The sequence below is a fragment of the Bacillus cereus group sp. MYBK108-1 genome (genome assembly GCF_051917185.1).
Taxonomy (GTDB): Bacteria; Bacillota; Bacilli; order Bacillales; family Bacillaceae_G; genus Bacillus_A; species Bacillus_A cereus.
In genome coordinates, this window is record NZ_JBQAHZ010000001.1 from 479,394 (window position 1) to 491,680 (window position 12,287).

Sequence of the window (12,287 nt, forward strand, 5' to 3'; positions counted from 1 at the left end):
GAGCTCATTACAAATAAAAAAGCCTTGGATTTATTTATCCAAAGCTCCTTTGGAACATATTATTTTTCATACTTCCCAATTTTTTTTAATAAATCAAGTAATTCATCTTTTTCATCTTTCGTTAACATTTCAAAAGACTGATGTATAACTTTCTCATGCCCCGGAAAAATAGAAGCAATAAAGTTCTCGCCAGACTCAGTTAATTGCGCGTAAATAACACGTCTGTCATTCGGACATGGAATTCTCTTTACTAATCCCTTTTTCTCCAGCTTATCTACAACATATGTAATGCTGCCACTAGCTATCAAAATACGCTCACCAATTTGCTGAAGTGGTTGACCGCCTTTATGATATAGCAGTTCTAATACAGCAAATTCAGTTGGATTTAACCCGTTACTTTGTATAGATTTATTTGTAGTATCCATAACAGAACGATGTACACGAGATAATGCAATAAATACTTTTAAAGATTGAGAAATATCTTCTCGTTCATTATTTGATGTCATACAACTTTCAACCCTTCACTTAAATTCTCAGCAATAAAAAGAAAATGCCAGTTCATACTTCCTGTGAATTCCGAATGAGCATTCACTCATCCATTTCCTCTCCCCTAATATATTAAGAATCATTCTTGAATAAAAACATGACAATTTTAACATAGTTTATATATAATGATAATAAAAAAAGAAGGAGTACCACATTTGAAAGTCAAATTCCAAAGCATAATTGTATATATATTGCTTGTTATCCTACCGACAATAGGGATTGGTGCTACATTTTATTCGTATCATACATATAAAATGAAACAGGAAAACAAATTATCTGCTCATACAGTTCTCTTTTTATATAGAGATTATTTGGATCATCATCTTGGTGAAGCAATTTCTGCTTTAGACATGCTTGCAAAAGTTGTAGGCACCGAGACTGGTAATATAAATGGTATTAAACAAATTGTACATGATACAGATGGAAACGATGCACGCTTTTCTGGTCTATATTACGCTACACCAGAAGGAGTCATTACAATCGCATCTGAAGATGAATCAAAGCCTATAGATGTTTCAGACCGTAAATATATTCAAGACGCGCTCCAAACTAAAAAAACCACTGTATCATCAGTCATTACTGATCGCGTTCTTGGACATAAAGCTATTATGATTGCTGCCCCCATATTTAATAAACAGAAGGAGCTCTCAGGATTATTATTAGCTAGTTTACGCTTTGATTACATTTCATCTTCTTTAAATGCCATTAAACCACAATACCATTTTGAGGTAACTGATAAACATGATGTAGTTTTTCTAACCGATGATAATAACGACACAAGTGATACGCATTCTAATATGCTTACTACCCCACTCCAAAGATTAAATTGGAAGGTCTCTGTTTCTCCATTACCTATTCATCAAAAAACCTTATACCAGTGGGTTGCAATAGAGTGTATAGCTACTTTATTTTTAATGTCTATTTTATTTTTACTTGCTCAATATATGTTGTTAAAACGTCAAACAAAAATTGAAAGGCAACAAAATGAACTACAAAAAATTGAATTAGTTGGAACTTTTGCAGCGAGTACAGCACACGAAATTCGTAATCCTCTTACTGGAATTAAAGGACTCGTCGCTCTATTAAAAGAGAAATATAAAGATGAGCAAGATCAGTTCTACTTTTCCGTAATTGAACAAGAAATAGAGCGAATCAATGAAATTGTAAGTGAATTTCTTATTCTCGGAAAGCCAACCGCCATCATCGAACAAACGTATGATGTAAGAAAAATTCTAAATGAGGTAGCATTAATTATTCAATCTGAGGCGAATTTACATAACATTGTATTCCATTTACATTTGCCAGACCATCCTGTTCATATCCGTTGTTCGAAAGACCATATGAAACAAGTGGTTTTAAACATTACAAAAAATGCAATTGAGGCCATGACTTCTAGTGATACACTAACCATTGTAGTAAAAAACAATGAAACACACGCACAATTGCAGATTATAGATACTGGAAAAGGGATTCCGCAACATATTCAAAAACACCTCTTTCATCCGTTCTTTACTAATAAAGATACTGGAACAGGTCTTGGACTTGTCATATGTAAACGAATTGTAGAGATGTATAATGGGCATATTTTTATTGACAGTACAGAAAACGAAGGAACAACAGTTCATATCGAAATTCCGTTACACATAGTATAATTATCCTTATCCTATAAGGGTAATTATACTTATTTCATAAAACCAGCCACAAGCATTCGCCAAAAATTATTTGATTTTCCTTCATACCCGATTTGGAAAATAGGTATTTTTATAATTGAAAACCATTTCGGTGTTTGTTTTTCTTTATAACATTGATATTGTAAAATAAGCTTGTCCAATTCTTGACTAACTTGAATTGTCTCCCTACTATTTAGCCCACTTGTTAATCCTAGTTGAATCATTTCTTCACGTTTCATATGAATATCACGTGAAAGCTTTTCTAATGTGTACTTCCTTTTTACAGTAAACATCCATATCCCCCTTATTATACTTCCATGCTCTTAACTTCACTTCTCCATTGACTTTTTTAACTACTTAATCATATGCAAATTTGAAGAATCAGAAATTTTAACATTTTCTCCCTGTAATTTACAAATCTTTACCCTCACTTTGAGAATTATTACAAATTATTCTATCTTTGTAAATACATTCGCAATAATAGACATTTTTTTCATCTTGTTTTTTTATAAATGCTACGTAAACCGTGGATTCTTAATTTTCCACCTACTTTTCTTCGACATTTTTTGTTTAATTTATATAAAAAAGCAAAACATAATGATGATTGATAAAGTGAAACTTTAATCAGTGTTTTTTGTTCAGCCCCCACTGATTATTAGCATTCACCAATCGGGTAGGCAGTGAATCTCCCACCTATCCAGCCCAATGTTGAGGTGGGAGTCTTACTCCCCACAAATAGCGGGATAACAATAGAAAGGAAATATTTATATGCGAAAATATACGATTGCATTATTCATCATTGTTTTGTTTTTACCGTCCTTCTTATTTCCTATTCAAGCAAATGCTCATACGAATAAAGTTGCTATTGTCATTGATGATTTCGGAAATAATATGAAGGGGACTAATCAAATGTTATCACTTCCCATTCCACTCACTGTTGCTGTTATGCCTTTTCTTCCTTCCACAAAAGAAGATGCAATAGCTGCCCATAAGAAAGGCCATGAAGTTATTATACATATGCCAATGGAACCTATAAAAGGTAAAAAAGAATGGCTTGGGCCGAAAGCAATTACAACTGATTTAAGCGATGAAGAAATAAACAACCGACTTGAACAAGCGATTCAAGAAGTACCGCATGCAATTGGAATGAACAATCATATGGGGTCAAAAGTAACAGCGGATGAAAGAATTGTTCGCCTTATACTTGCTGCTTGTAAAAAACACGGTTTATTTTACTTAGATAGTAAAACGAATCCTAATAGTGTCGTCCCAAAAATCGGAAAAGAATTAGGAGTTCCTATTATTGAAAACCAACTATTTTTTGATGATGTGTATACAGCAGGACATATTTCAAAACAAGCCCAATTACTCATCAAAAAAATTCAAGAAAAACCTATTATGGTAGCTATCGGGCATGTGGGCCCTCCAGGTGAAATTACATCACGCGTTATTGAAACTTCTATCCCTAAAATTCGTGAGCATGCAGACTTTATTTTCTTATCTGATCTAGCATTATCCCCGCCTCCTGTTTCAAAATAAAGTTCATTACTCACATAAAGTGAAACTTTAATCAGCCCTCACCAATTGGGCTTTTATGGGCAATCCGTCCCCCCACTTAACTTCTTTACTTGCGCTGAATTTTGAGGCTCGGATTTTACTGCCCACAAATGGCGGGACAAAAAAGTACCTATCTATATATAACAGATAGGTACTTTTTTTAACTTAAATATAATCTACATGACTCACTCTGAATCCTTTTTTCTCTATTTTTCCGATTAATTGCTTTAATCTTGTTTCATCTAACTCATCTGATATATTTACAATAACGCGGCGGATATATTGATCACCGTTATCTAACGTAAATAGGCCACCTATATTATATGCTTTTAACAATGTCCCAAGCTCTTTAATCGTTCCCTTACAATCTTGTGTTGCAATTGTTAATATATAACCACCTGTTCGCATACCAAATGAATCTTCAATAACATCAAATATATTCGAATGCGTTAACATACCGACAAATTCATTATAATCATTTAGCACGGCTAAAAACGGAAGCCGACGAATTACATAAAAAGCTCTGAAGAATGAATCCTTTTCAAAAATAAATGCATTGGAATCATCAAGCATATCCCCTGCACTTACATGCTCTAATCCGCTATTGCATTTTTTTTCTAATAAATCTACTTTATAAATAATCCCCGTGAATTTCTTCTCATCTTCTGCTAATACCGGGATGGCTCGAAATCCCGTTTCGTTCATCATTTGCAGTGCCTCTTCACCAGAATCATTTATCTTGCAAAATGTTACTTGCTGCTTTGGCAGAAAATGATATTTAACTCGCAAAATATGTTCCTCCTTACATGTCAACATGTAATCTATATATAATAAGGAGACCTATATTTTATGAGTGAAATTATTTTTAAAACGCTTTCATTTGTTTATTAACTTGTAGCCATATCACATCCATTTTTATATAACAGAGCTCCTTGCACCCTTAATCATTAATAACTTTACATGATAGTTCATTAAATATTCTATACCCTCTAGCCATTTTTTCGCTTCTTCTGGCGTTTTTCCCCACACAATCATGCCGTAATTATGAACAAGAACTACTCCTCCACCTTCAATGAAATTCGGAACATTGCTTTCTAATAAATCAGCGAATTTTTTTTCATCTTCTACAATTGGAATTGTCATTTCTGTTATACCTTCTTTTCCGAAAACACGCTCCACACTGCGTTTATCGAACGTTACTTCTCCTTCTTCCCCATATAACTCTGATATTAAATGACTATCTACAGTCTGCACTTGTAAAATACATCCTGCACTACTTTTTTTATAAATATCCGCATGCATAAATGACTCTGCAGCTGGTTTTTCTTCATTTTCAAATACTGACTCGCACATGCAATTTACGACAATAAAATCTTCTTCCGAAAATAGCCCTTTATCTCTTCCCTCAACATTTACTAAAAATGTTAACGGCTCTTTTGACGTACATAGCGATAAGCTAATTTTAGTACCATAAAACCAATCACGAAGTGCCAATTCAGATTTCACATCTTTTAATTCATTCCATTTCTTCAGAAAAAATAACATTTCGTCACCCCCGGCATAATATTCATATAAGGTTCGAATCCTTTCTATGTAAAAGGAATATTTTTTGATTATTCTAAAAATTTAATTGAATTATCACATGAGAACGCTTTTTTGTCAATATAGTTTCGTGGTTCTTCTTTAAAATAGGCTATTCATATGTCTATACTCCTATCTATTTCATTTTGCACATAAAAAATACGCTATTCTTTAATTAAAGAATAGCGTATTTTCCTCATTTTTTATTCCGCATTAACGGGCAGCCCGATTGGTGAGGGCTACTAATCAGTAGGGAATGAACAAAACCCCCACTGAATAAAGTTTCACTTTATTTCTTTATTGCATTATACAAAAACTGTGCGTATTGTTCACGTGTTACGAAATTATCTCCTAAAAAATTCCCTTCCCCGTCGCCTTTTGATATTTTATTATCCACTAAAGCTTTCACATATCCTTTCGCCCAATGGCCATTTGGTACATCTTTAAAATTCTCTGCACTATTTTCATTTTCTTTTAACTGAAATACTCTTTGTAGTACTACTGACATTTCATATCGAGTTAATACTCCATCCGGACGGAACATACCATTTCCATAGCCTGTCATAATTCCAGCTTGAACCACTGCATCAATAGCCGTTTCATACATATTTCCTTTCGTATCTGTAAATGCCGTTTTTTGTTCTAGATTATTTTCTAATTTTAAATACCTTTGTATTAGAAGTGCTACTTGTCCACGAGTAATGTTATCACCAAATCCAAATTCACCATTTCCATAGCCTATAAATAATTTTTCTTTCGCTAAGTAATTAATTGCTTCTTCTGACCAATGTCCCTTTGGTACATCTTTAAATTCTACCACTTCTGTTTTCTCATCTTCTTTAGATGTATTACCGTCTTTACTTTCTACTACATTTTGAATAACAGATCCTGTAAAGAAGATTCCTGTATCCGCGAATGGATCTTTCACACCAAATTCATATACTTTCTCACCTGGTGTACTCCATTTCACTACACCATTACTATACGTACCATTATCGCTCTTCAGACGGATTTTCGTAGAAATCTCACCATCTTTTTCATATATAGGTACTTTTACTTCTTTATTTACTTCTGTTTCCTCTAAAAATACTTTTTGATTTTGGACATTAATATAAGCCGTCTTACTTAGTTCTATAACTGGTCGGACATCACGGATTTCATTTGCAACAAAACTTAGAAATACTAATTTTTTTAAATTACTAACTGGTGATAAGTCTGAAATATAATTCGCTTCTAAATCAAGCTTTTGTAAGTTTACTAAACTTGATAATGGAGTAATATCCTTTAACTCATTGTTAGGTAAGTGTAATTGTTTTAACTGTGTCATCTTACTTAGAGGAGTAACATCTTTTATTTCATTTTTCCCGATCCACAATTCTTCTAATTGCTTCATTTGCTCAATGCCGGATAAATCTTTAACTTTATTACGTGTTAATACTAAGTCTGTTAAAGGTAATGAATATAACGCTTTAATATCTTCAATTTGATTACCTGCTAAAGTTAAGTATGTTACATTTTTCAAAGCGCTTAATGGAGCAACGTTCGTAATTTTATTATTTGCTAAATTCAAGTAATCTAGTTGTTCCATTTTCGCTAATGCTGTTACATCTTCTATTTGGTTGCCTGATAGATATAAACTTTTTACATTTTTCATTTCAGTTAGTGGTGCAACGTTTGTAATTTTATTATTACTTAAATCAAGAGATTCTAAATTATCCATCTTAACAAGTGGCGTTACATCTGCAAATTCATTACCACGCAAAGCTAAATGATTTAATTGCTTTAAGTTCGCAAAGAACGACGGGTCTTTTATCTTCGCATTCGCAACTGTTAAAGATTTTAAATTTGGCATATATTTTAATGCACTATAATCAAGTATCTCATTTGTATTTAAAAATAAATCCTTTACTTGTAATAACTCTTCTTTCGTAATTGGTGTATTTAAATCTTTTCTATTAAATACTTTTTTATTCACAAGTTCTCTTAATTTGTTATCTGTTATCATATTTTGATTATCAACTGGATTATCCGTTTCCGTATTTCCTGAATTAGAGTTATCATCTGGTTTCTCTGTTTCTTTGTTACCTACAGTTGGATCTTTAATTTCAAATTGAACTTGATATTTGTGATCATATCCAATAGCTGGAATAAGTATATGCATTTGCATATTGTGCTTCTTCTCAAACTCGCCAATTTCAAATTGAACTACCTTCGTTCCATTCTTCCTCTTATCTTCTGACAAAACCTTCACATCATGAAATACACCAGGCTGGTTTTTATCTTCTATTCTAAGATATTGAAAATAATCGCTATCTTGCATTGTTACAGTGACAATTTTTTTGCCAGCTGCAATCGTTACTTTAGGATCTTTTATATATTGAGAAACCATAGATGGCTCATCTTTTTGGTCCTTATATATTTTAATCTCAGTATCATACGTGCGATCACTCGCTGCTGCTACCGATTGATTTGCTTCAACTTTTAATGCCGCTAATGCTGGAGTAGAATACGTAGCAAATGGAATTGCTAATGTTGTCGCTACTACTAGCGCCTTCATATAATTTTTTTTCAAAATAATATCCCCTATCATATACAATTTTTACAATTGATAACCCTTATCAATTACCTACGAATAAATGATAATGAATATCATTATCATTGTCAATGAGAATATTACATTAAATTTATATTTTTAAAGATAAAAAATATAAAGCCCTTTATTCAAAGGGCTTTTTTACCTATCGTATGAAGAATTTCACTTTTTTCCTTCTCATTGATGACACCAATTTTTTGCAAAATATTCGCGTACAATACAAGTTTATTATATATTCGTTCTGACATGTTCTCCCTTCTTTCCCTCGACCAACTTTTTTTGTATTGGTAAATTATATGAAAGAGATGAGAAAATGTGTCCACTTTTTGCATAAATGCAAATCTTTTATTTTACGATTTGCAGACAATAAAACTCCCTCCTAAAAATTAGGCGGGAGTTTAGGTACTTTCACTTTATTTAACAAACTGTCCACTGAATATTATGCTTCATAAGTTCTTCTTCAAAACTATATGGCATTTTTTTATCACAAATTACATGTTGAATACGTGAAAATGCTGCTATACGATAATTCCCTTTCACGCCTACCTTCGTATGATCACATAAAATATATGTTTTCTCAGCTAATTTCATCATCGCCTCTGACAATTTCGCTTTCTCTAATTCAAAGCTGGAAACTCCAAAACTAGGTAATAACCCATCAATCGAAACGAACGCTTTATGAAAATGGAATTGCTGTATTACTTGCTGAGAAATAGACCCTGATACACGCGAATGCTTTGGAGATACTTTTCCACCTATAAATAAAACTTCACCGTGAAACATCTTTTTATTAATAGAAGAAATTAATTGTGTTGCGACTGGAAATGAACTTGTTACAATCGTTAAGTTTTTACGATGAACAAGGTATGGAACCATTTGAAGCGGTGTACTTCCATCATCAATTGCAATGACATCACCATCTTCTACAAATGTCGCTGCTTTATAACCAATTCTTTTCTTCTCTTCTATATGTAGCATTTCTCTTTCTAACATTGGCGCCTCTACCCCAGCGCCTGGAAGTTGAACAGCTCCACCATACACTTTTTTCAGCTTCTTTTCACGATCTAATTCTTCTAAATATCGACGAATCGTTTCTGTTGATACAGCAAATTCTCTCGCTAATTCTGAAACCTTTACTTTTCCTTTAAATTCTACCTTTTCAAGAATGGTTCGCTTTCTTTCTTCTCCTACTACAGACATAGATTCACCTCATTTATATCTCCCTCATAAGCTTCCTTGCTTATACAAAGTTATAATTTTCTTTATAAGTAGAAACTTCTTCATGAATATGAATACCGCGCTTTGCTAGTTCATCAAAAATTAATTGTGGATTTTCAAAAGCTTCTTCAGGCGTAACAACACCCACCCTACTTACATTTCCAGTTGCAATTAACTCTGCAGCAATCCCAAATGGAATACCGACGTTTCTCGTATACGCCCTTAATTTTTCCCATCCTACAACAGAACCATCAGATAACGGATGTGTATGATATAACACATGTCTTTGCTTCTCATTATTTTTCATACCTATTACTTCTACATGAAGTGCATAACCATAAAGCTCTGTTTCTTGTCCTTCTTTCGATTGCAATAAATACTGCGAAATACAATCCATAATGCCTATTTCTTTCCCGTTTATTTCAATCTGATCATTACGCAATATGCCGTAATCATATAAAGCACGTACAAGTTGCATATTTTGCTTCGGCCAAGTTCCTCTCGTCTCTATCAGTTTGACACCTTTATTTTCTAGTGCCTTTGCTAACGTAATCGTTTCAGAATGCGGAATGATATACTGCGTTTCCTTACCATAAGGCGCTGGCAATTCTATTTCTCTCGGACGCGCAAACGGAAGTACTTGTTTAAATTCACCATCTTCATACACTGTACGCGATGGTAAATGTGGATCATATTCATATGTCGTTGTCTCTGTAATTGAAGCAGAAAAAGCAATCGGACGATACGAACCGTGACTTACGCGGACAGACTCTACAGTATCCAGTTGATTTGCTGCATGCATTGCCATCATTTGCGTTACACCTGGCGTCATGCCAAACCCAGGCAAACATGTTTTTTCATTTTGAACAAATATAGCATGCGATTCATTTTCTTCACCAAATCCATTTAAGTTCACACCGTGGCAGCCTGCTTCTGCAATACAGCGAGTCGACAATCCGTTTAGCTTTATCGTCGTACCATCCAATACAATGTCATAACCTTTCATTTTTGCAACCGTATCCTCTTGATTCGTTACATCTACTTTTACAAAATCAACACGAGGATCGTTGAGCCATTCTACTACTTTACGGCCTTCTTCCTCGTTAAAATCGGCTACAGTAATCGTCTCAAAAGATGAAAATTGAATTAAATCCAAAATAGCTTCACGACAAATTTTACCTGCTCCACCTAAACAAAATACTTTCACCCAATAACAGCTCCTTTAGCAATACTATCAACTAAGCGATTAATATCTTCTTCATGTACATCACCTATATTTCCAATCCGGAACGTATCTACTTTCGAAATTTTCCCAGGGTAAATAACAAATCCATAGCATTTTAATTCGTTATATAACTGTTGAAACTCGAACTCCCCTTTTGGATAAATGAAAGATGTAATAATAGGAGATTGATATTTCTCATCTACTAGTGGCTTAAATCCGATTTCTCCCATTCTATTCACTAGTAGTTTTTGATTGTTGTAATATCGATTGTAACGCGCTCTTACTCCACCCTCTTTTTCTAGTTCAAGTAGTGCTTGATAAAAAGCATGTACAACATGTGTAGGTGAAGTAAAACGCCATTTCCCATTTTGTTTTTCCATCGTTTCCCATTGATCATATAAATTAAGAGATAAAGAGCGTCCTTGCCCTTTACACTTCAATAATTCATCACGTTTTGCGATTACAAATCCGAATCCAGGAACCCCTTGAATACACTTATTCGCACTACTAATTAAAAAATCAATTTGTAAATCAGCAATGTCTATTTCAATCCCGCCGAAACTACTCATCGCATCAACAATTGTAACCTTTCCATACTGCTTTCCTAATTTACATACATCTACAATTGGATTTATAATGCCTGTCGTTGTTTCACAATGAACAACTGCAATATGCGTAATCTCTTTATCTTCTTCCAATAACTTTTCTACTTCTACAATATTAGTAGGTTCCCACTCTTCTGTTTGGCTGACCACTACATCAATCTGTAACATCTCTGCCATTTGTACAATGCGCTTACCGTACGCACCATTTGTACAAACGAGAAGCTTCCCATTTCCCTGAATAACAGAGCCAATTACTGCTTCAACTGAAAACGTACCGCTTCCTTGCATTAACACTGTTGTATATTTCTCTTCTTCCTTCGTCGCTAACGATACAAGTTTAGCTCTTACTTCTTGCACCATCGTATTATATTCAACATCCCACGTACACCAATCGTATAGCATAACTTCTTTTACTGATTTTGTTGTCGTTAATGGTCCTGGTGTTAATAATAAGTAGTGATTTTCATTCATGATCCCGTACCCCTTTTATGAAATAATAAGTTCTTGTTTCTCGATATGTTCCATTACGTTTTCGAGCTCCTGCATCGTTTCAATCGTAAAATGAGCCCCATTTTCAACAAACCGATTACGAACTATTTCTATTTTTTCACGAAGCTCTACCGAATTCATACTCTCCACTTCCTCTTCCGTTAAACCGAGCTCACTACTACCAAGAATCACACCAACTGTCCACATTCCAGCATTTCTACCTTCTTTCATATCTGATACTGTGTCCCCTACTTTTATCATATGGTTCATCGGATACACACCAAGTTCCATTGCATTTTTATAGCACATCCATGGGTATGGGCGGCCTGCTGGAACATCATCTGGCGTAACAAGAAAATCAGGTTTATATCCTTGTAACGCTGCTTCCTTTGCTACAATTTCCATCATTTCTCTCGTATAGCCCGTTGTTGAACCGATTTTAATGCCTCTCTCACGTAAAGAAGCGATTACTTCTTTTACCTCATCAATCGGCGTAGCATAACTTGGTAAAATAGAAAAGAGAATTTCTTCAAACTCTTCATACATCTCATGAATGTCTGCTTCTGTTGGTAATTGACCGAAGACACGCTTCCACTCATCCGCAATACGAGGCATTTCTGTTAGTGCCCTTACATGATCTATTTTTAATAATCCCATTGGCTTACGTGCTTCTTCTGCTGTAATTTCAACGCCACGTTTTTGAAAAATCTTCATGAATACTTCTAGCGGTGCAAAACATCCGTAATCAACCGTCGTACCTGCCCAATCAAAAATAACTGCTTCAATTTTCATTCTGTCCATCA

General features: G+C 34.1%; 11 protein-coding genes. 2 read left to right on the forward strand and 9 right to left on the reverse strand.

Annotation, left to right across the window (positions count from 1 at the left end):
* Positions 1-59: 59 nt before the first annotated feature.
* Positions 60-506, reverse strand: coding sequence for a MarR family winged helix-turn-helix transcriptional regulator (locus ACTFSL_RS02515; RefSeq protein ID WP_000203336.1), 447 nt, complete (start codon positions 504-506; stop codon positions 60-62).
* A 195-nt stretch (positions 507-701) separates the two neighbouring features.
* Here ACTFSL_RS02515 and ACTFSL_RS02520 point away from each other — a divergent pair, with 195 nt between their 5' ends.
* Complete coding sequence (locus tag ACTFSL_RS02520) at positions 702-2,198, forward strand: DUF3149 domain-containing protein (protein WP_000865068.1); 1,497 nt, start codon at positions 702-704, stop codon at positions 2,196-2,198.
* A 29-nt stretch (positions 2,199-2,227) separates the two neighbouring features.
* Here ACTFSL_RS02520 and ACTFSL_RS02525 read toward each other — a convergent pair whose 3' ends face one another.
* Entirely contained in the window at positions 2,228-2,509 is a 282-nt protein-coding gene (locus ACTFSL_RS02525) for an aspartyl-phosphate phosphatase Spo0E family protein (RefSeq protein WP_000495536.1), read from the reverse strand.
* Positions 2,510-2,984: 475 nt separating this feature from the next.
* On the opposite strand from ACTFSL_RS02525, the gene ACTFSL_RS02530 reads away from it, so the two are divergent.
* The gene (locus tag ACTFSL_RS02530) at positions 2,985-3,755 is read left to right on the forward strand and encodes a divergent polysaccharide deacetylase family protein (RefSeq protein ID WP_001234107.1); all 771 of its coding nucleotides are present in this window, start codon (positions 2,985-2,987) and stop codon (positions 3,753-3,755) included.
* Positions 3,756-3,938: 183 nt separating this feature from the next.
* Here ACTFSL_RS02530 and cbpA read toward each other — a convergent pair whose 3' ends face one another.
* The 7 genes from cbpA to phnX all read right to left on the reverse strand — a co-directional run bounded on the left by cbpA (position 3,939) and on the right by phnX (position 12,276).
* Positions 3,939-4,562, reverse strand: coding sequence for a cyclic di-AMP binding protein CbpA (gene cbpA / locus ACTFSL_RS02535; protein ID WP_001264208.1), 624 nt, complete (start codon positions 4,560-4,562; stop codon positions 3,939-3,941).
* Between the two features lie 126 nt (positions 4,563-4,688).
* Complete coding sequence (locus ACTFSL_RS02540; RefSeq protein WP_000896006.1) at positions 4,689-5,318, reverse strand: class II aldolase/adducin family protein; 630 nt, start codon at positions 5,316-5,318, stop codon at positions 4,689-4,691.
* 325 nt (positions 5,319-5,643) lie between these two features.
* Complete coding sequence (locus ACTFSL_RS02545; protein WP_119683128.1) at positions 5,644-7,944, reverse strand: NEAT domain-containing leucine-rich repeat protein; 2,301 nt, start codon at positions 7,942-7,944, stop codon at positions 5,644-5,646.
* A 420-nt stretch (positions 7,945-8,364) separates the two neighbouring features.
* Complete coding sequence (locus ACTFSL_RS02550; RefSeq protein ID WP_000117666.1) at positions 8,365-9,147, reverse strand: DeoR/GlpR family DNA-binding transcription regulator; 783 nt, start codon at positions 9,145-9,147, stop codon at positions 8,365-8,367.
* Between the two features lie 40 nt (positions 9,148-9,187).
* On the reverse strand, positions 9,188-10,372 hold the full coding sequence (locus ACTFSL_RS02555; RefSeq protein WP_119683127.1) for a saccharopine dehydrogenase family protein: 1,185 nt from the start codon (positions 10,370-10,372) through the stop codon (positions 9,188-9,190).
* Entirely contained in the window at positions 10,369-11,466 is a 1,098-nt protein-coding gene (gene phnW, locus ACTFSL_RS02560; RefSeq protein WP_119683126.1) for a 2-aminoethylphosphonate--pyruvate transaminase, read from the reverse strand. The genes ACTFSL_RS02555 and phnW overlap by 4 nt, the downstream gene beginning before the upstream one ends.
* A gap of 15 nt (positions 11,467-11,481) precedes the next feature.
* On the reverse strand, positions 11,482-12,276 hold the full coding sequence (gene phnX, locus ACTFSL_RS02565) for a phosphonoacetaldehyde hydrolase (RefSeq protein ID WP_119683125.1): 795 nt from the start codon (positions 12,274-12,276) through the stop codon (positions 11,482-11,484).
* Positions 12,277-12,287: the final 11 nt, after the last annotated feature.

Coding starts and splice junctions, on each gene's coding strand:
- phnW (WP_119683126.1), bottom strand. CDS start 11,466: ATGAATGAAAATCACTACTTATTATTAACACCAGGACCATTAACGACA.
- ACTFSL_RS02540 (WP_000896006.1), bottom strand. CDS start 5,318: ATGTTATTTTTTCTGAAGAAATGGAATGAATTAAAAGATGTGAAATCT.
- ACTFSL_RS02530 (WP_001234107.1), top strand. CDS start 2,985: ATGCGAAAATATACGATTGCATTATTCATCATTGTTTTGTTTTTACCG.
- ACTFSL_RS02515 (WP_000203336.1), bottom strand. CDS start 506: ATGACATCAAATAATGAACGAGAAGATATTTCTCAATCTTTAAAAGTA.
- ACTFSL_RS02545 (WP_119683128.1), bottom strand. CDS start 7,944: ATGATAGGGGATATTATTTTGAAAAAAAATTATATGAAGGCGCTAGTA.
- phnX (WP_119683125.1), bottom strand. CDS start 12,276: ATGAAAATTGAAGCAGTTATTTTTGATTGGGCAGGTACGACGGTTGAT.
- ACTFSL_RS02525 (WP_000495536.1), bottom strand. CDS start 2,509: ATGTTTACTGTAAAAAGGAAGTACACATTAGAAAAGCTTTCACGTGAT.
- ACTFSL_RS02550 (WP_000117666.1), bottom strand. CDS start 9,147: ATGTCTGTAGTAGGAGAAGAAAGAAAGCGAACCATTCTTGAAAAGGTA.